At 42.6% G+C, this 17,473-nt stretch carries 21 protein-coding genes and 1 riboswitch; of the genes, 13 read left to right on the forward strand and 8 right to left on the reverse strand.

Going from position 1 to position 17,473, the window contains the following annotated elements; genetic code table 11:
* Positions 1 to 177: 177 nt before the first annotated feature.
* Both ald and alr read left to right on the forward strand, forming a co-directional pair.
* Positions 178 to 1,308, forward strand: coding sequence for an alanine dehydrogenase (gene ald / locus AM500_RS13670; protein WP_053599715.1), 1,131 nt, complete (start codon positions 178 to 180; stop codon positions 1,306 to 1,308).
* Between the two features lie 72 nt (positions 1,309 to 1,380).
* Complete coding sequence (gene alr, locus AM500_RS13675) at positions 1,381 to 2,568, forward strand: alanine racemase (protein WP_053599716.1); 1,188 nt, start codon at positions 1,381 to 1,383, stop codon at positions 2,566 to 2,568.
* A 490-nt stretch (positions 2,569 to 3,058) separates the two neighbouring features.
* On the opposite strand, the gene AM500_RS13680 is transcribed toward alr, so the two are convergent.
* Positions 3,059 to 3,472 (reverse strand): HIT family protein, encoded by a 414-nt coding sequence (locus AM500_RS13680; protein WP_053599717.1) that lies wholly within the window; start codon positions 3,470 to 3,472, stop codon positions 3,059 to 3,061.
* Between the two features lie 193 nt (positions 3,473 to 3,665).
* Between AM500_RS13680 and AM500_RS13685 the strand changes: the two genes are divergently transcribed.
* Entirely contained in the window at positions 3,666 to 5,258 is a 1,593-nt protein-coding gene (locus tag AM500_RS13685) for a long-chain-fatty-acid--CoA ligase (RefSeq protein WP_053599718.1), read from the forward strand.
* Positions 5,259 to 5,308: 50 nt separating this feature from the next.
* Here the strand turns inward: AM500_RS13685 and AM500_RS13690 are convergent, their stop codons facing one another.
* A complete protein-coding gene (locus tag AM500_RS13690) occupies positions 5,309 to 5,797 on the reverse strand; it encodes a hypothetical protein (RefSeq protein ID WP_053599719.1) in 489 nt (162 codons plus the stop codon).
* A gap of 82 nt (positions 5,798 to 5,879) precedes the next feature.
* Here AM500_RS13690 and AM500_RS13695 point away from each other — a divergent pair, with 82 nt between their 5' ends.
* From AM500_RS13695 to AM500_RS13705, 3 genes are all read left to right on the forward strand, one after another.
* Positions 5,880 to 6,695: a cobalamin-binding protein gene (locus AM500_RS13695; protein ID WP_053599720.1), complete on the forward strand. Its 816-nt coding sequence runs from the start codon at positions 5,880 to 5,882 to the stop codon at positions 6,693 to 6,695.
* A 23-nt stretch (positions 6,696 to 6,718) separates the two neighbouring features.
* On the forward strand, positions 6,719 to 7,546 hold the full coding sequence (locus AM500_RS13700) for a sulfurtransferase (RefSeq protein WP_053599721.1): 828 nt from the start codon (positions 6,719 to 6,721) through the stop codon (positions 7,544 to 7,546).
* Between the two features lie 95 nt (positions 7,547 to 7,641).
* On the forward strand, positions 7,642 to 7,890 hold the full coding sequence (locus tag AM500_RS13705) for a hypothetical protein (protein ID WP_053599722.1): 249 nt from the start codon (positions 7,642 to 7,644) through the stop codon (positions 7,888 to 7,890).
* A 524-nt stretch (positions 7,891 to 8,414) separates the two neighbouring features.
* Here the strand turns inward: AM500_RS13705 and AM500_RS25875 are convergent.
* Positions 8,415 to 8,612: a hypothetical protein gene (locus AM500_RS25875; protein ID WP_053599724.1), complete on the reverse strand. Its 198-nt coding sequence runs from the start codon at positions 8,610 to 8,612 to the stop codon at positions 8,415 to 8,417.
* Positions 8,613 to 8,802: 190 nt separating this feature from the next.
* Positions 8,803 to 9,621, reverse strand: a complete 819-nt coding sequence (locus AM500_RS13720; protein ID WP_053599725.1) for a DUF2268 domain-containing putative Zn-dependent protease — start codon at positions 9,619 to 9,621, stop codon at positions 8,803 to 8,805.
* Positions 9,622 to 9,729: 108 nt separating this feature from the next.
* Between AM500_RS13720 and AM500_RS13725 the strand changes: the two genes are divergently transcribed.
* Complete coding sequence (locus AM500_RS13725; protein WP_053599726.1) at positions 9,730 to 9,930, forward strand: hypothetical protein; 201 nt, start codon at positions 9,730 to 9,732, stop codon at positions 9,928 to 9,930.
* A gap of 140 nt (positions 9,931 to 10,070) precedes the next feature.
* On the opposite strand, the gene AM500_RS26410 is transcribed toward AM500_RS13725, so the two are convergent.
* Positions 10,071 to 10,160 carry a putative holin-like toxin gene (locus AM500_RS26410; protein ID WP_442853230.1) on the reverse strand — a complete coding sequence of 30 codons (90 nt, stop codon included), beginning with the start codon at positions 10,158 to 10,160 and terminating at the stop codon, positions 10,071 to 10,073.
* 412 nt (positions 10,161 to 10,572) lie between these two features.
* On the reverse strand, positions 10,573 to 10,674 hold the full coding sequence (locus AM500_RS26415) for a putative holin-like toxin (RefSeq protein ID WP_442854011.1): 102 nt from the start codon (positions 10,672 to 10,674) through the stop codon (positions 10,573 to 10,575).
* A 230-nt stretch (positions 10,675 to 10,904) separates the two neighbouring features.
* Positions 10,905 to 11,014: riboswitch (TPP riboswitch) on the forward strand.
* 119 nt (positions 11,015 to 11,133) lie between these two features.
* On the opposite strand from AM500_RS26415, the gene AM500_RS13730 reads away from it, so the two are divergent.
* Genes AM500_RS13730 through thiW form a run of 5 tightly spaced genes read left to right on the forward strand, consistent with a single transcriptional unit; the run spans position 11,134 to position 14,704 of the window.
* On the forward strand, positions 11,134 to 11,895 hold the full coding sequence (locus tag AM500_RS13730; protein WP_053599727.1) for a 3-oxoacyl-ACP reductase: 762 nt from the start codon (positions 11,134 to 11,136) through the stop codon (positions 11,893 to 11,895).
* 13 nt (positions 11,896 to 11,908) lie between these two features.
* Positions 11,909 to 12,727, forward strand: a complete 819-nt coding sequence (gene thiM, locus AM500_RS13735) for a hydroxyethylthiazole kinase (protein WP_053599728.1) — start codon at positions 11,909 to 11,911, stop codon at positions 12,725 to 12,727.
* Positions 12,728 to 12,729: 2 nt separating this feature from the next.
* Positions 12,730 to 13,539, forward strand: coding sequence for a bifunctional hydroxymethylpyrimidine kinase/phosphomethylpyrimidine kinase (thiD, locus tag AM500_RS13740; protein ID WP_082347233.1), 810 nt, complete (start codon positions 12,730 to 12,732; stop codon positions 13,537 to 13,539).
* Between the two features lie 5 nt (positions 13,540 to 13,544).
* Entirely contained in the window at positions 13,545 to 14,216 is a 672-nt protein-coding gene (gene thiE / locus AM500_RS13745) for a thiamine phosphate synthase (RefSeq protein ID WP_053599730.1), read from the forward strand.
* Positions 14,213 to 14,704, forward strand: a complete 492-nt coding sequence (gene thiW / locus AM500_RS13750; RefSeq protein ID WP_053599731.1) for an energy coupling factor transporter S component ThiW — start codon at positions 14,213 to 14,215, stop codon at positions 14,702 to 14,704. Before thiE ends, thiW begins: the two co-directional genes overlap by 4 nt.
* 486 nt (positions 14,705 to 15,190) lie before the next feature.
* On the opposite strand, the gene AM500_RS13755 is transcribed toward thiW, so the two are convergent.
* Together AM500_RS13755 and AM500_RS13760 are read right to left on the reverse strand one after the other, a co-directional pair.
* Complete coding sequence (locus tag AM500_RS13755) at positions 15,191 to 15,637, reverse strand: NUDIX hydrolase (RefSeq protein WP_053599732.1); 447 nt, start codon at positions 15,635 to 15,637, stop codon at positions 15,191 to 15,193.
* A gap of 116 nt (positions 15,638 to 15,753) precedes the next feature.
* Positions 15,754 to 16,341: a hypothetical protein gene (locus tag AM500_RS13760; RefSeq protein ID WP_053599733.1), complete on the reverse strand. Its 588-nt coding sequence runs from the start codon at positions 16,339 to 16,341 to the stop codon at positions 15,754 to 15,756.
* Between the two features lie 297 nt (positions 16,342 to 16,638).
* On the opposite strand from AM500_RS13760, the gene AM500_RS13765 reads away from it, so the two are divergent.
* Positions 16,639 to 17,013, forward strand: coding sequence for a nucleotide excision repair endonuclease (locus tag AM500_RS13765; protein WP_043933220.1), 375 nt, complete (start codon positions 16,639 to 16,641; stop codon positions 17,011 to 17,013).
* Positions 17,014 to 17,473 lie beyond the last annotated feature (460 nt).

The raw sequence follows: 17,473 nt of genomic DNA on the forward strand, positions 1-17,473 counted from the left end.
TTTGCCTGTCACGAAGGCGCTTGCGCTTTTGTTTATTTGTGAATTCCTGAACGATTTGTGAAATCCACACAAAAGAAAGCGCTTACTTTCTCTTCTTTGAACAATGTAAATTTCCTTTTCCATGGATTATTCTAAGGATAAGAAAACACAAACCCATTTTTCAAGGAGGATTTCCGAATGATTATTGGTGTACCGAAAGAAATTAAAAACAACGAAAACCGTGTAGCCCTCACTCCAGCAGGGGTTCTTACACTTGTCCAAGCAGGCCACAAGGTTCTGATTGAAAAAGAGGCCGGCGTTGGAAGCGGCTTTACGAATGAAGATTATATCCAGGCCGGTGCAGAAATAATCGAAACAGCTGAAAAGGTCTGGCAGGCTGAAATGGTTATGAAAGTTAAGGAACCACTTGAAAGTGAATACAACTACTTCCGTAAGGGATTAATCCTATTTACCTACCTTCACCTTGCTGCTGAGCCATTCCTTGCCAAGGCACTTAAAATGGCCGGCGTAACGGCAATCGCGTATGAAACGGTTTCCGTAAATCGCACGCTCCCACTTCTTACGCCAATGAGTGAGGTAGCTGGACGGATGTCTGCGCAAATCGGCGCTCAATATCTACAAAAAGTCAATGGCGGACAAGGCATCCTTCTTTCGGGAGTACCTGGGGTAAGCCGAGGCAAAGTGACAATCGTCGGCGGTGGGATCGTCGGCACAAATGCAGCCAAAATGGCAATCGGACTCGGCGCAGAGGTTACCATAATCGACTTGAGCGCTGACCGTCTCCGCTATTTGGATGATATTTTCGGAAACAACATCAAGACATTGATGTCCAATCCATACAACATCGCCCAGGCTGTAAAGGAAGCAGATCTTGTCATCGGTGCTGTCCTGATTCCAGGTGCAAAGGCACCAAAGCTCGTAACAGAAGAAATGGTCAAATCCATGAAGCCAGGTTCGGTCATTGTTGACGTGGCCATTGACCAAGGTGGAAGCGTTGAAACGATTGATCATGTAACAACTCATGACAATCCTACTTACATCAAGCACGGAGTTGTTCATTACTCTGTTGCTAATATGCCTGGTGCCGTACCAAGAACGTCTACCATGGCTTTGACAAATGTAACGGTTCCTTATGCGCTTCAAATTGCCAACAAAGGCATTGAAAAAGCCATCTCTGAAAATCCGGCACTGAAGCTTGGAGTCAACGTGGCTAACGGTGAAGTTACGTACGAAGCAGTAGCACGCGACCTGAAATATAACTATGTATCCGTAGACGATGCTTTTGGCAAAATTGCAGTTGCAAGATAATAATGGCTAATACATCCCTCAAGGTATTTTTCTTGAGGGATTTCCCATCTAAGTTGAACCGGGGGGATCAACGTGATTCAGCAGAGCTATCGGGATACATGGGCAGAAATTTCATTAGAGGCTATAACATACAATACAGAACAATTCAAAAAGCACATTGGAGAAAACGTGAAGTTAATGGCGGTCGTGAAAGCTGATGGGTACGGCCACGGTTCTTTCCGAGTCGCAAAGGCGGCATTGCTGGCCGGTGCGGAGTATCTGGCAGTCGCCCTTCTTGATGAGGCGCTTGAACTTAGACAAGCTGGTATAAATGAGCCCATCCTCGTATTAGGGTATACCCCAGCCCGCTCTGTGAAAAAAGCTATTTTGGGAAATATAGAGCTGACGGTTTTTTCAAAGGAAACCCTACAAGAAATTATCAATCAATCGAGGGAAATGAAAAGAAGAGTTGCGGTTCACCTAAAAATCGACACTGGAATGACCAGAATTGGTGTTCAAACGAAAGAGGAAGCCTTAACTTTGGTAAAAATGTCCGAGTCTGCAGACAATGTTCTCTTAAAGGGAATCTTCACCCATTTCGCAAATGCGGACAGCGAAGACCCATCCTATACGGCTAAACAGTTTTCACAATTCCAGACGGTGGTTTCATTTTTGGAAAAGAACAAAATCCACATTCCTTTCAAGCATTGCTGCAACACTGCGGCAACAATGTCTTTCCCTGCCATGCATCTTGATATGGTCCGCGTCGGCATTGGATTGTATGGCTTGTATCCTGATGCATCATTGAAAAAACATACTCTAACACTAAAACAGGCTATGACGCTGAAAACGAAAATCGCCTCTCTTAAAATTGTCCCTGCCAACCAGCCGATCAGCTATGGGTGTACATATTTACCACCGAAGGAGAGCGTGATTGCCACCCTGCCGATTGGGTATGCTGACGGCCTTTCAAGACTGCTCTCAAACCGGGGCCAGTTCCTTGTTAAGGGACAGAAGGCTCCAATTGTAGGCCGCGTCTGCATGGACCAAACCATGATTGACGTATCTGATATTCCCTCAAGTCAATTTGACGATGAGGCAGTCATTTTTGGCCAAAACGGCAATGCCTTTCAAGAAATCGACGAGATCGCCCGCATAATGGAAACAATAAATTATGAGGTTGTTTGCCTGGTTGGCAAGCGGGTGCCGAGAGTTTACTTAGATTCTAATAGAAACTCGTCCACGGGCTCGCTTGGTTCCTCTCTGCTCGAATATGTATAGGAGTCCCCGCTGCTGCTCTGGCGGGGTTTTTAATTTTGAAATTTAATAATCATCCTTACTGACCGACTTAGCGCCCACGGGAGCATATGAAATCGTATTGGATAAAACATGGCTAGGGTAAAAATAGTTACCCTTCCTAGTCCGATTTTGATAGTTATGACTATATACCATATGGTCCGGGTCTGACCCTCACTACCTTATCAAGAGGAATTTAGTCAGTTATTACTATGGTATTAAATAGTTATTACTATATTAATCATTCTCTTTTCCCTAGCCGTTTTATTAGTCAATACTATTATGTAGATCACCCGGGCCAGGCCCCTACTATATTCCAGTTACAAAAATAGTTAGTACTTCCTATGGCTTTTATAGTTATTGCTATAAAAATAACTATTGAATATAATCTACAAATAATTCCGAAATCAAATTCTTCATCCAAAAATGTCCAAACGCCATATACACAGCTTTTTTACTTTTCAAGATTTCAACTTTAGGAAGAAATGAATGTTTCCCTTAACAAAGACGAAATCTCAACAAATTCCTCTGGTGATACAACCATTTCTGGCTCCACCCAAGAAAAACCATCATCCAAAAAGCGTGGGATTATGTGCATATGATAATGGTCAACATCTTTAAATGCGCCATTATTCTGCATGATTGTAATGCCGTCTGTTTTTAATAAGGCTTGAAGACCTGCAGCAATATGTTTTGACACACTCATGATTCGAGTTAAACTCTCATCATCAACCTCGACAAATTCACTATAATGTTTTTTTGGTACAACCAATACATGTCCCCTATTTATCGGATATTTATCTAAAAAGCAACAAACATAATCATTCTCGAAAATTATATAAGCATCCTCTTCCTTTGCTATTATTTTGCAAAAAATACAATTTTTCATTTAAGTACCTCCCTTCATAAAACACAGTAATCAGCTCCGCATCTATATCCAATAATGGAATTCAAAATATTGATAGTTTTCTATTCTATAAAATGATCGAAATCCCTTTCTTCCACCATCTTACTGCTCATTTATATAAGAATATGTTAAAATTGGTCTGTCAGAAAATTCAAATTAAAAAGGAGGCAATGGGATGAATGTACCTTTAGTTTTAAATGAATTTTTAGATCGAGCGGCGAATTTATATGGTGACAAACAAGCTGTGTTTTGTGATGACCGGGTGTTTACATACAAGGAACTGCTGGGCCGGGTCAATCAGCTGTCGCATGGATTAAGGTCGCTAGGTGTCAAAAAGGAAGACAGGGTTGCCTATCTAGCACCGAACACCGTTGAGATGCTTGAAGGCTTTTACGGTGTGTTCCAGCTTGGCGCAGTGATGGTTCCACTCAATATCCGCTTGAAGCCCGAAGATTATTTATTCATTTTAAATCATAGTGAATCAAAGGTTCTGCTTGTTGATGAGGATTTGTACCACCTCATTCAACCGATCAAGCAGCGATTGGCCACAGTCGAACACATTATCGTTCACTATAAATCCGCTGAAACAAATGAAACCGATTACAACAGCTGGCTCGGAAGTTTTCCAAACACAACCTTTGACCGTGAAGAACTTGATGAAAATGATGTCTGCAGCTTGTTGTATACGAGCGGTACGACCGGAAACCCAAAGGGCGTTATGCTAACCCACCGCAACAACTATTTCCATGCTTTAAGCACGATGCATCATTTGCGTGTCCGTGACGAGGATGTTTACTTGCATGTCCTGCCAATGTTCCATGTTAACGGCTGGGGATCGCCATTTTATTACACAGCCAACGGCTCAACCCATATTTGCTTGAAAAAAGCAACACCAGAATCGATTTTCAAAGCTATACAGGATCACAAAGTCACGGTTTTACATATGGCACCAACCGTCCTGAATTCCTTGCTGCAATACAACGAGAAACATCAGTTGAAAATTGAGCAGCCGGTCCGGGTCGTGATTGCTGGCTCCGCCCCTCCTCCGGCATTCGTAACCCGGGTTGAAAAAGAGCTTGGCTGGGAATTCATCCAGGTATATGGAATGACGGAATCAACACCGTTAAGTTTGGTTTCGACAATCCGTTCCCAGCATAGCCACCTAACTTCCGATGAAAAAACGCGCATTAAGGCCATGGCTGGTTATCCGATGATGGGCTGCGATGTCCGGGTCGTGAATGAACATGGTGATGAAGTAGCCCGCAATGGCAAGGAGATTGGCGAGGTTGTAACAAGAAGCCATGGCGTAATGCTAGGCTATTGGAAAAATAACGAAGCAACAATGGAAACGATTCGCAATGGCTGGCTCCATACCGGCGATATGGGGACTATCGATGAATACGGCTATATTGAAATAGTCGATAGGAAAAAGGATATTATCATAAGCGGTGGTGAGAACATTTCCTCGATTGAGGTTGAAGGGGTGTTGTATGAGCACCCGGCTGTCCTGGAAGCGGCTGTCGTTGCCGTCCCTCACGAAAAATGGGGTGAGACACCACATGCGTTTGTTGTTGTACGCGAAGGACAACTGGTCACCGACGCAGAACTTATCGCTTTTTCCCGGGAAAAATTAGCCCATTTCAAAGCAGTAACCGGGATTACCTTCGTCGAGGAACTTCCGAAAACAGCCTCCGGTAAAATCCAAAAGGTGCATCTCCGGAACGAGTATTGGGAGAAGCATGGCAAAAAAGGCCGTTTTGTGAATTAGAGGAGATTCACTGAAGTGATCCCCAGCGCTTTTCGGCTGGGGTATTTCTTTTAATAAGAAGAATCTGTACGATTCCCCTTCAGTTTTTCATACAAATATTGCACCCCATACAAAAGATATGCTTTATAATGCAGGTAAACGAAAAACTGGAGATGGGTTAATTTATTCAGGCTGATGATTTTCAGTTTCTTGAGGATTTTGATAAAAACGAAAGCAAAAAGCCCGTCGGCAACCACATTCATCAATACAAATTTTTTAAAATTCCCATACGAAAATTTTAGGATCCACATTGAAAGCGGCATATACGGCCCGACGGTAAATGGCAATTCGTCCTTAAAAAACGATTTTCGTCCATCATAGAACTTCCACCAATTTTTCCGGTGCCCATAAAGATGGTTAAGTAGTTCGAATAGAATAATGAATACGCCGCTAAACCAGTAGCGGTTAAAACTACGCTTACCGATAAACAGCAATGTCAGCCAGGGAAAAAGTATAATCGATACGTTAAATGCAAGGTGGCGCTTGGTTATTTTCCGCATAATCTTCACCTCAAGCAGTTTGGTCTGTTTTTAATGTATCCAAAAAAAGAATTAAAACACACGATCTTGGAGGGATGATTCTTTGAAACTAATCTCGCTTTGTCCTAGCAATACCGAACTTGTTGCCTATTTAGGGTTGTCGTCATCCTTGATTGGAGTCGACGATTTTTCCGACTGGCCAGCCGAAGTAAGCACACTCCCAAGGCTAGGGCCTGATTTAAACATTGATATTGAGATGGCTGCAGCTTTAAAGCCCGATTTGGTGCTGGCCTCCTTATCTGTCCCTGGAATGGAACGGAACATTAAAGAATTGGAAAAGCATAACCTACCGTATGTAATCGTTCCTAACCCAAAGACACTTAAGGAAGTTGGCGATTGTCTTTTGTTTGTTGGAAAGGTTACCGGTACACTCGAAAAAGCAACTCGGGTGCATGAAAAGTTCAACCGTATCTTGGAACACTATGATTTGCTAAGTAAGAGAGTCCCTGTCCCGAAAACGGTTTACTGGGAATGGTGGGCAAAGCCGGTCTTTACTCCTGGCGGCTCGAATTGGCTGACTGAAATGAGCAGGCTCGCTGGCGGAAGGAATGTATTTGAGGACCACCCTGAAGCTAGTGTCCAAACTGATTGGGACGATGTCAAACAGCGAAACCCTGACGTCATTGGCGTTGTTTGGGTAGGTGTACATAAAAAGAAAGTGAATCCAAAGGTCATTAAGAAGCGCCCCGGCTGGGACGAGATGAAGGCCATGCAAAACAATCAGCTTTATATCCTTGATGAGCCATTATTTTGCCGCCCCTCTCCCCTTTTATTGAACGGTCTCGCTCAAATCGCTCATATCCTTCACCCCGAGATTTTTCCAAAATACAAGGAAGGCACTGACTTGCTGCTAAGTTGATGGACTTATAGGAGGAGAATTAAATGAACTATATTATTGAAAAAGAATGGCTGCTAGAAAAAATGAAAGACGAAAATGTACGAATTGTCGATTGCCGGTTTGCGCTAGGTAATCCTATTAAAGGCCAGCAGGAATACGAACAGGGCCACATACCGGGAGCGGTTTATTTTGATCTGGAAAAGGATCTGTCCGGAGAGGTACAAACACATGGCGGGAGGCACCCGCTTCCTGACCTGGATGTCTTTATCGGAAAACTTGAAGAGGCTGGCATCGATGAAAATAAAGTGATTGTCGCGTATGACAATGGAGAAGGTGCGTTTGCATCAAGGTTTTGGTGGATGCTCACCTATCTCGGCCACGAGAAAGTCTATGTACTAAACGGCGGCTACAAAGAGTGGCTTGCTGCTAATTACCCTACAACAACAGAAGTCCAAGTATTTGAAAAAGGCAATTTTACAAAAAACATTCAACGTGAACTGCTAGCTGATGTTGAGGAAGTACGTAAAATTGCTTCAGGAAGAAATCCCGGTACAGTCCTAATTGATTCACGAGAGGAAAAACGCTACTTGGGGATTGAAGAGCCGATCGATAAAAAGAAAGGCCATATCCCTGGGGCAGTTAACAAGCAGTGGATGGATGGTCTTGAGAAGGGCCGTTTCAAGCCGGCAGCCCAGCAATCTGCTAGATTTTCTGACCTAAATAGACAAAACGAAATCGTGGTTTACTGTGGATCCGGGGTAACCGCCGCCCCTAATTTCCTGACATTGAAAGAAGCAGGTTTTGATAATGTTAAGCTATACCTCGGCAGCTTCAGTGACTGGATTTCTTATAAGGACAATGAAATAGAATGAGTGTTAAAAAATCTCTTTAAAATCCCTAGTATTTTTTATTCATTCCTGCAATAATTAAGGAAACACTTGGAAAATTTTTGCTGGAGGGATATGAAATGGAGTGGAAGTTGCGGATTCCTTTATTTTTATTAACCATGGGTACTCTGTCAGGCCTTGCCCAGAAGTACCCGGAATTCTTTCTAGTTAACTCAACTTACCTCATAAGAAGTGCTTTTTTTCTTGGACTAGTTGCTGCTCTTTATCTTCTATTAGAGAAGACAAAAATTAATGACCTCAATGTTCATTACTCAATTGGCATTGGCTTAATTTCAGTTGGGATTTTAGTTGATTATATTTTGATTTAAATTTTCCTTTCATTTAGATGAAAGGTTCTTTTTTTGGACTTGTTTAACGAGTAACACAATGTTGTTTATTTCCGCTCCACAAAGGAAAGCTTCAGAGAATAATCATCGCAGGGACAGGCGCCTTTTGCCTGTCACGAGGCGCTTCGCTTTCCACGGGCGGGCCTGGGAGCCAGTCTTGCTTCAGTGCCTAGCCCCTCGAGGTCGCTTCGGTCCCTCAGGTGAAGTCAAAGAGCGACTTCTCCTTTAGGCCCAGCGCTTGTCGGGGCTGACCAAGGCACTTACGCATTTTATTCTCCTCGGCGCAAGCGCCTGTGGGTTCTCCCACTGACCTTTTCTCCCGTAGGACGTTGAATAACCTTCCGCGAATAGACATCGCAGGAGAAAATGCGGTCTTTGCATTTTCGAACGAGTCTTCGCGCCTTCCTCTCCAATCAACAGTTCTAATATCAACAATATCCATAAACACTGCTTGAATAAATAAAGCAATAATCCAATCTTGGATTATTGCTTCTGATTAATCATTCCTATTGAATCAATTGCTCTTTTTTTAACTGTCGGATACTTATTATTAGACCGGTGAGTCCAGCAGAAAACGACGGGATAATACTATAAATTAAATACTTCCACTCTCCAGTAAGCAAAGAAGCTATTAGAAAAATAACTGGTAATCCGACTAATACAAATATTGATACGAATAGTCCAAGCTTAGGATTACTTTTCATTTATCATCACCCCTGCATCGCAATCTTATCCATATTATACCATGTTTTTCATTTGCTACGAGGTTTTTTCACCGTAGGAACTTCATTAACTTCATACTTAAAACACCTGAAAGTTACCTTAAACTGACCCTTAGCCAATCAAAAAGTCACTTAGAGACCCCCCTATTCATTCTCATCAGCATTATAATATCTATCTTTCAACACTTCCCTTATAGCATTCAATTAATTTAGCAGGTTCTAGCTTATACAGCTCTCTTATATCTTTCGTTGGGTTAGTCGAGACATAGTTTGAAACGAGGCTTAAGGCGAATAGATAGCCTGCAAATACCGGAATTCCTCTTTTACGGCTCCCAAAACATAGCGGGCTCTTTATCATATCGTTTGTTGATTGAAGATGATCCTTACATTCATTCCAATACAAAATTTCTCTTTCTTTTGGAAGGTTATCTTTCCACCACCTCTTGTCTTTAAATAGTGATAAGCTAAAAAATTCCGCTGTTCCTTCCATCTTGAACCATTGTTCTAATGTAAAGCTACTTAAGGATATGTTGTATATAGGATTTTCAGGGCACGCGTGATGCATTTCATGAGCAAGCAGGTATTGTAAAAAATCAATGTCTGGTTGTGGCGGGATTGCTACAATTATGTTGCCGGGACCATTTGTAAAAGCATTTGACCAAAGAGATAAAGGCTGCTTTTCAAAATAAGAGAAAGGCAAGGCAGGTACAACCATGATACGCATTTCATCCAAGGGTAGATAGCGCGAAACAATTTGAAATGTTTCTCTAACTACCTGTTCTATATCAGCCGTATTCCATTCCATACTTTTTAGTTCAGATTCAGTCATTTCCAAGAATTGAAACATTTGAAACCGTTGGGCAAGTTGTTCCCATTCAGTCATCCAGGTTCTTTCGGATACACGCCCAGCAAATTCTTGCCGTAAAAATTCTTCCAGATTATTACGGTTCGATACAAGTTCAATAGGAGTAATTTGTTTAATCTCAAGCATTTTATAACCCCCTTGAAATACATTCCAAAAATTTGAAAAACTTTTCTCCTTTTAGTATAGCAAAAAATTCCAAATTAAATTAGTATGATTTTAAGGAGATGATTAAAAATGCTGCTGTTTGCCCCCCTGTTTATTTCGTTACTAACGCTTGGTCTTTGTTTTTACTTTACGCTCTCTTTCTTCCAATACTTGCACCAAAATGATGAACGCGCGATGCTGCAGAGCAAGAAAGCAGCAACTCTTTGCCTGATATTAGCTATTGGATTAATCCCATTTGGAGGCAGTCTAATCCGTTTTCTTTTCGGCTAAATATGGTATAATTATCACAACACATCATATACTAAAAACCGGACCATGCTGGGAACATGGACCGGTTACAATAGACGGTTCCCACTAAGGGGCCGGCGTTGGGAAGATAATCCACCTGGAGCCGTTAACTCAAGGGTGGATTATTTTTTTTGTGAAGAAGACAGAATCGCGACTACAAGACCTGCGAACGTGATCATCAGCGTTAACGATTCGAATACTGTCACCGGCATCCCCCCTTTCAAATCGGAGTAAACCGGCCACCCTTGAGAAAACCTATTCTATTGTCTTTCTATTATACCATTTTTCTTTCAAAAATACGAACATGCATTCGTGCTTTTCGTAGTTTAGATTGGGAAATTCCTTTTTAGTTTTCTATATCAAGTAAACATCAAACAGTGTAATCCAGAGATACATGGGATGTTTTATTTTTAAAAAATAGGATAAGTACATAAAGAAAGAATTTAAATAGTCAGGTTGTTTGAAGTTTGAATTTCTATAAAATATGGTATAATGATTCCTGTTTAGACGTATATAAAAAAAGACCGAACATGCTGGTACCATGTTCGGTCTACAATAGGCGGTTCCCAGAAGGGGCCGGCATTGAAGGCGCTTAATCCACCCAGGCTTGCACTTAAGGGTGGATTATTTTTTATTTGTAAAAGACAGTATTGTGACAACGAATCCCGCGAATGTGATCATTAGCGTCAGCGATTCGTATACTGTCACCGGCATCACCCCTTTCATATGGAGTAAACCGGCCACCCTTGGACAAACCTATCCTATTGTCCTTCTATTATACCATCTCATGAATAATAATACGGACATATATTCCCATTTATAATTTTCCCAACTTCGTTATTGTAAAAAACAATTGAACCACTAAAAAATGCTGAAAAATCTTTAATTCCCCACCTCAATCCTTATTTCTTTACTTAATCCCTGAATCGTTTTACTATTAGAATAATTGCATATTTGATAACTACTAGGGGTGCCCTGTTTTGGGCTGAGAGAAAAACGCTACGTTTTTTAACCCTTCGGACCTGATCTGGATTATACCAGCGTAGGAAAGTAGAGGAGAAGCAGTTTCCGCTTACTTTAACTAATTGGCCAGGTCCGTTTCATGGATCAGGCCTTTTTTTGTTTCTTCCTCCTAAAATTCCGAAAGTCTCCCTTATGCAATTACATTATTAAGGGGGAATTTTAATGGAAATCAAAGACCAAATTGTTCTTGTTACCGGTGCAAGCCGCGGGCTCGGCCGGGAAATTGCAAGATCTTTTGCACGCGAAGGAGCAAAAGTTGTCATTAATTACTTCAACAGTGAAGAGCATGCAGTTGCTCTTGAACGTGAACTCGGAGACCGGGCTATTGCCATCCGGGCAGACGTCCGAAATGCGGACCAGGTCATCGCTATGTTCGAAAAGGCAAAAAATCATTTCGATGCACCAATTACCACTATTATTAACAATGCTCTTGTCTCGTTTAAGTTCGACCCTGTCAAAAACAAGGATGCCTTTAAAGTTGCATGGGAGGATTATCATCAGCAGTTGGAAGGTGCAATTCGCGGCGCTCTAAATACTGTTCAGGCAGGATTACCCCGAATGAAGGAAAGTCAGTTCGGACGAATCATCAACATAGGTACAAATCTTGTCCAGAATCCAGTCGTCCCCTACCACGACTACAATACGAGCAAAGCAGCTCTTCTTGGGTTTACCCGTTCGATGGCCGCAGATCTTGGCCAGTATGGGATAACCGTTAACATGGTATCGGGAGGATTATTGCAGACCACTGATGCAAGTGCGGCAACCTCTGACGAAGTCTTTAACCTTATCAAAGCCTCCACTCCGATGAAAAAGGTTACAACGCCAGCGGAAATGGCAGATAGTGTGCTATTTTTCGCTTCACCATGGTCAAGAGCTGTTACCGGCCAGAACATCATGGCCGATGGCGGACTCGTAATGTCCTAAGGAGGTGCCTAAAATGGAAAAAACCGAAATTACTTCATTACTGCATAGGGTTCGCCAAACAAACCCGCTTGTTCACAACATAACCAATGTGGTTGTCGCTAATTTTACCGCAAATGGACTGCTGGCACTCGGTGCATCCCCTGTCATGGCCTATGCGGCTGAAGAGGTTGCCGATATGGCAAGAATAGCCGGCAGCCTGGTTTTAAATATTGGCACACTGACTCCGTCTGTAGTCGAGGCAATGATTATAGCCGGAAGCTCAGCCAATAAACAAGGTGTCCCCGTCATTCTTGACCCTGTCGGCGCCGGAGCAACTCCTTACCGGACAGAAACCGCAAGGCAGCTGGCAAGCAAGCTCCACATTTCAATCATTCGAGGAAATGCTGCCGAACTTGCCAACCTGATCGGGGAGCCGTGGGAAATTAAAGGTGTCGATGCCGCCGATTCTGACAGAGGTATTCGGGAACTCGCAGTCCTCGCTGCCCGTCAGCTAAAGACTGTTATCGTCATTACCGGTAAAGAAGATGTTATTACAGACGGCAAATCAACCTATGTTATCCAAAACGGCCATCCCCTGCTAACAAGGGTGACCGGCACGGGATGCTTGCTTACCTCAGTAATCGGAGCGTTTTCAGCTGTTGAAAAAAATAGCATTAAAGCTGCCGCCGCTGCAGTAATTTCCTATGGTGTTGCTGCAGAAATTGCTGCAGAAAAGGCCGAAGTACATGGGCCAGGCAGTTTTCAATTGGTATTCCTAGACCAGCTTTATAAGCTAAATAGCGCTGATATTGAAGAAAGATGCTCGTATCAATTTTTCAAGGAGGAATTGTAACGATGAGAAAAGTGTTGACGATTGCTGGTTCGGATAGCGGCGGCGGTGCCGGTATTCAGGCTGATATAAAAACATTTCAGGAGCTTGGAGTATATGGCATGTCTGTCCTGACAGCGGTAACCGCACAGAACACGCTCGGAGTTCAGGCTGTTTATCCAATGACAGCGGACGCTGTCGTTGAACAAATCCGTTCGATTGGGGACGATATCGGAACAGACGCGCTTAAGACAGGGATGCTGTTCAATGCTGAAATCATTGAAGAAGTGTCGAGAAATATTGCAGTCTATGACTGGAAAAACGTCGTCGTCGATCCGGTTATGATTGCAAAAGGCGGAGCCTCTTTGCTCCAGCAGGAAGCTGTGACCGCTATGAAAAAATACTTATTGCCGCTAGCAAAAGTTGTAACCCCAAATATTCCTGAAGCCGAGGTGCTGACGGGGTTGAGCATTACAACCGATGAAGATAAAAAGAAAGCCGCTAAACAGCTCTATTCCTTAGGCGTGCAAAATGTGGTCATTAAAGGCGGCCACGATGAAAATACCAGCCAGTCTATTGATATCCTTTATGATGGAAAGGAATTTTTATATTTTGCTAGTGAGCGAATACAGACAAAGAACACTCACGGTACCGGTTGTACCTTTTCTGCGGCAATAGCGGCCGAACTGGCTAAAGGAAGTACGGTTATTGACGCTGTTTCTCATGCTAAGAAGTTTATCCAGGCAGCTATTGTACATCCGATAGATATTGGCTCTGGCCACGGGCCGACCAACCATTGGGCCTACAACCAAGCTATTCTTGCGGAAAGGCGGTAAGCAAAATGACAAGAATTGACCCGACAAATATGAAAGAGTTACTTAAGGTTTATTTTATATCCGGAAGCAATAATTGCCTGAAACAGCTAGAAGAGGTTCTTGAAGAAGCGATTAAAGGCGGCATCACACTGTTCCAGTTCCGTGAAAAAGGAACGAATGCCCTTAAAGGTGATGATAGAACAGATCTGGCAAAGCGGCTTTTCAATATTTGCAAACAATATAATGTTCCGTTTATCGTGAATGACGATATTGAACTTGCGCTTGCAATTAATGCGGACGGTGTCCATATTGGCCAGGATGACGGCTGTGCTGAGGAAGTCAGGAAAAGGATTGGTGATAAGCTGCTGGGTGTTTCCGCTCACAGCGAAAAGGAAGTCCAGCTTGCTAGCCAGGCAGGTGCCGATTATGTAGGAATTGGGCCAATTTTTTCAACTTCAACAAAGGAAGACGCAAAAGCAGCACGAGGGACTTCCTTAATTAAAGAGCTCCGGAAAAAGGGTTATGATATTCCGATAGTTGGAATTGGCGGAATTACAACCAGCAATGCCGCCCCGGTCATCGAAGCTGGTGCAGACGGCGTATCGGTGATTACCGCAATCAGCCTGACTGAAAACTCGTTTGATGCCGCGCGACAACTTAAACAGGAAGTAACTATGCAAGGAGGGGTTACTCGATGAAACCTACACAAAAGCTCACGCTGACCGCGATGTTTATAGCAATTGGAACATTAACCAGTCACCTTTTCTACATCCCGCTCGGCGTGGTCAAAGCTTTTCCCATTCAGCATGTTATGAATGTATTATCTGCGGTTTTGCTTGGTCCCTTTTACGCGGTTGCCCAGGCGTTTGGCGTGTCGCTTTTAAGAAACCTGATGGGAACTGGTTCAGTATTCGCATTCCCTGGCAGCATACTAGGCGCCTTGCTCGCAGCTTATTTTTATAAAAAATTCAAGAGTCTTGGAATGGCATTTACAGGTGAAGTGATTGGAACCGGAATTCTGGGCGCTTTTGCCTCTTATCCTATCGCCTTATTAGTCATTGGCCAGGAAGCCACCCTTTTCGGCTTCATTCCAGCATTTGTAACAAGCTCCTTTGTTGGCGCGGCAATGGGTTTTGGCGTCCTGAAGGTAATAGGACGCACTAAAGTGACAGAACTGAAATTATAATGTAGGTTTTGGGCTCGTAAATAAGCAATGGATCCGTTTTCGGGCGGTTTCTTATTAATATTCACAAGAAAAGACGTATGAATTGGCATACGTCTTTTCTATTATTTATCAAGGTTTTTACAGTTTTCTATTAATTACGTTATTAGTGGATCAGGTCAAGTACCAAGCTGATAAATAGACGGAAGGATTCCGCTTAATTAGTTAATACATTAAAAAATAGCTTACATAGACGGAGAGATTCCGCCTATTGATTCAAAACCGTATGTAAATGAGGGCTTTTGCCTTGCATAGGCGGAAAATGTCCGCTTATTTACACCCAATCAAAGCTCCGTCCTCACTCTAACCGGAAAATCTCCGCTTATTTTACTTTTACTGGTTGTGACATGACATCAAATTTTAAAGGAGGTAACCCCGTATTACGAGTAAGTGAGGTTTCGGCAAGTGAGGTTTCGGCTTTTCTTAGCCAGTACCCTTATTTTTATATCTCTATATAGCGGGTGATACCAGTTTAAGTGCTTCACTTACTGCCCAGCTCTGATGTCCATGGAAAAGAGAGTTGATAGCCTCTTCCGGCTTCATCCAGACGAGGTTATGGTCTTCCTCTGTTGGCATTTGGACCTTTTTGCCGGCTTCACATAAGTAAAAATAGCCATCACTCAGATAATAGGTATCATCCAAAGTTGAAACAAAGTAACGCTGTGCCCGGCCAATAAATGGGCCAATTTCACTCTGGATCCCGAGCTCCTCCAGGTTCTCCCTTTTCAGGCATTCCTCATGGGTTTCGTTCCCTTCCAGCCCTCCCCCCGGCAGGAAGTACTTTCCCCCGCATTCCACGATTCCGATTTTAGCTTTTGCGCTGTTGAACATTAGGCCATATACTGCGGGCCTCTCCAAATATTCTTCCCGCTCAATCTTTTCCCCAAAAATTCTCAATGCCTCTCCCCCTTTTATAAAACCGCAAGTGCCTTCGCGGCAGGCAAAACCGCCTATTTCCCTTGTGGAGCTAGACAGGACAGAAAAAGCAGCGAATGAACGCTGCTTCCCTTCTTCTATCCTATTTTACCATTTTCCGCTTTATCAATCAGCTGGAACAGAAAGCGATATATCCGGCTAAATGCCTCACCGATCGTCATATTTTCAAAAAAATCATTGAGCTTGTTAATGGAGAAATTGAAATTCCATATGCCCTCGTTTGCATCAAACATTAATCCATAATCAAGCTTGTCAAAACCAAATTCTTCTTCCAGCACCTTCCTTAGCTGTTCGCCGTATTTTTTCTGAAGCTTAAGCCCAACCAGCGCAGAGTAGTGGCCAAAGAGGTCGTCCATCTCAAGTGAGACCGCATCGACGCCAATAAGTTCAAACCATTCCGACTCCATGTAAAGAAATTCATTTTTATTTTCCTGTAGATAGGTGAGTGGCTGTTCAAGCAGTTCTGGCCCTGCTTCAGCAATCAGCTGTTCGGTTTCCTTGTTACTTCGTTCAATATACGCATTCATGAACCGGTCCCGCGCATCCCGTTCAGCTATCAATCCCGCCTGAACCATAGCATGTTTTTCAGCAAATTCCTTTTCCTCCTTAAACAACGCCTGGGCTTCATTCTCTTTTAAAAATTCTTCAAATTTGTATTTCAGCATATACGCTTCCTCCGAAACATAGTTTTGTATGTCTATACTTGGTTATACCATTAATAGTGGGATTTACAAACTTCCAGGTAAGCAGGGATTTAGCTTTTTCTTTAAAAAAACTCTCTGGTTCGGTTGAGATGGGTGCGGTTAAAGCACTGTAACTGCTGCCAATTGCCAATGCAGATTGGATGCACAATCTACAGATAGTTTTCTGTTTTTTTGGCAAAAATAATCTTTGCGGGGTTTGATTGGATTCTTGTCCAGGCTATGGTAAAGTAAGTGAAGTAAAGAAAGCGAGTGATTGTAATGATAAAAATTGATCTTCCATCACCAGATGTGGTCCTGACTCGGAAAAGCCAGTTAGGGGAGCCAGTTGAAGCAGTGATTAGCAGTAAATATGGGTTTACCGATTATAATCGGATTCCACGCGATAAAGGCGGCATCATTCTGTTTTACGATGCAAATGATGACTTGATGTTCGTCGGCAAGGCTAGAAAGCTGCGCCCGCGCGTTAAGCGACATTTCGAGGATACCGTTTCGCCAATCAAGAACCATCGTGACGACGTAAAAAAGATTGCAGTCCTAGTCATTGATGACCCAATGGAGCGCGAAATTTATGAAACTTATGCCATCAACACATTGAAGGCGAAGTATAATGTTGATAAAGTTTTCTACAAATAAACCTGTGATGTAACGCTCAGATTTAATCTGGGCGTTTTTCGTTGTTTTTTTCAGCAATGGATGCCTATAGAGCCCGTAGGATAAGGCCTAACACTGGCAGCAAGACTAATACAAGTATACTTTGAAAAAAAGTTAGAATACTATCTCGTTTCCAAGTATTTTGTTTCGGATAACGGTTTGTTAGCCTTTGGAAAACAAACAGACAGAACCACCAGAAAATTAAGGAATACAGCACTGAATTAAAGTCTTGATAAATCATCATTCTCCTCCCCCTCGTTCACTCCGAAATATTTATAGGTTGACATCGATAGCAGCATCTCTTGATAAAATCTTATTTTGTCATACATAAACTTTTGGAAGTGTCACATAGAACATGAAAAGTGCGCAGAAAATCGAACCGTAAAGCCAAAAACATGCGCACATTTTATTTCTAAATTATACCATAAACACAGCATTTTCA

This window comes from Bacillus sp. FJAT-18017, assembly GCF_001278805.1.
GTDB lineage: Bacteria > Bacillota > Bacilli > Bacillales > Cytobacillaceae > Bacillus_D.

Excerpts from the sequence above, each read along its gene's own strand:
- ald (WP_053599715.1), top strand. The coding sequence starts at position 178 with ATGATTATTGGTGTACCGAAAGAAATTAAAAACAACGAAAACCGTGTA.
- AM500_RS13680 (WP_053599717.1), bottom strand. The coding sequence starts at position 3,472 with ATGAAAAATTGTATTTTTTGCAAAATAATAGCAAAGGAAGAGGATGCT.
- AM500_RS13685 (WP_053599718.1), top strand. The coding sequence starts at position 3,666 with ATGAATGTACCTTTAGTTTTAAATGAATTTTTAGATCGAGCGGCGAAT.
- AM500_RS13690 (WP_053599719.1), bottom strand. The coding sequence starts at position 5,797 with ATGCGGAAAATAACCAAGCGCCACCTTGCATTTAACGTATCGATTATA.
- AM500_RS13700 (WP_053599721.1), top strand. The coding sequence starts at position 6,719 with ATGAACTATATTATTGAAAAAGAATGGCTGCTAGAAAAAATGAAAGAC.
- AM500_RS13705 (WP_053599722.1), top strand. The coding sequence starts at position 7,642 with ATGGAGTGGAAGTTGCGGATTCCTTTATTTTTATTAACCATGGGTACT.
- AM500_RS25875 (WP_053599724.1), bottom strand. The coding sequence starts at position 8,612 with ATGAAAAGTAATCCTAAGCTTGGACTATTCGTATCAATATTTGTATTA.
- AM500_RS13720 (WP_053599725.1), bottom strand. The coding sequence starts at position 9,621 with ATGCTTGAGATTAAACAAATTACTCCTATTGAACTTGTATCGAACCGT.
- AM500_RS13725 (WP_053599726.1), top strand. The coding sequence starts at position 9,730 with ATGCTGCTGTTTGCCCCCCTGTTTATTTCGTTACTAACGCTTGGTCTT.
- AM500_RS26410 (WP_442853230.1), bottom strand. The coding sequence starts at position 10,160 with ATGCCGGTGACAGTATTCGAATCGTTAACGCTGATGATCACGTTCGCA.
- AM500_RS26415 (WP_442854011.1), bottom strand. The coding sequence starts at position 10,674 with ATGAAAGGGGTGATGCCGGTGACAGTATACGAATCGCTGACGCTAATG.
- AM500_RS13730 (WP_053599727.1), top strand. The coding sequence starts at position 11,134 with ATGGAAATCAAAGACCAAATTGTTCTTGTTACCGGTGCAAGCCGCGGG.
- thiM (WP_053599728.1), top strand. The coding sequence starts at position 11,909 with ATGGAAAAAACCGAAATTACTTCATTACTGCATAGGGTTCGCCAAACA.
- thiD (WP_082347233.1), top strand. The coding sequence starts at position 12,730 with ATGAGAAAAGTGTTGACGATTGCTGGTTCGGATAGCGGCGGCGGTGCC.
- thiE (WP_053599730.1), top strand. The coding sequence starts at position 13,545 with ATGACAAGAATTGACCCGACAAATATGAAAGAGTTACTTAAGGTTTAT.
- thiW (WP_053599731.1), top strand. The coding sequence starts at position 14,213 with ATGAAACCTACACAAAAGCTCACGCTGACCGCGATGTTTATAGCAATT.
- AM500_RS13760 (WP_053599733.1), bottom strand. The coding sequence starts at position 16,341 with ATGCTGAAATACAAATTTGAAGAATTTTTAAAAGAGAATGAAGCCCAG.
- AM500_RS13765 (WP_043933220.1), top strand. The coding sequence starts at position 16,639 with ATGATAAAAATTGATCTTCCATCACCAGATGTGGTCCTGACTCGGAAA.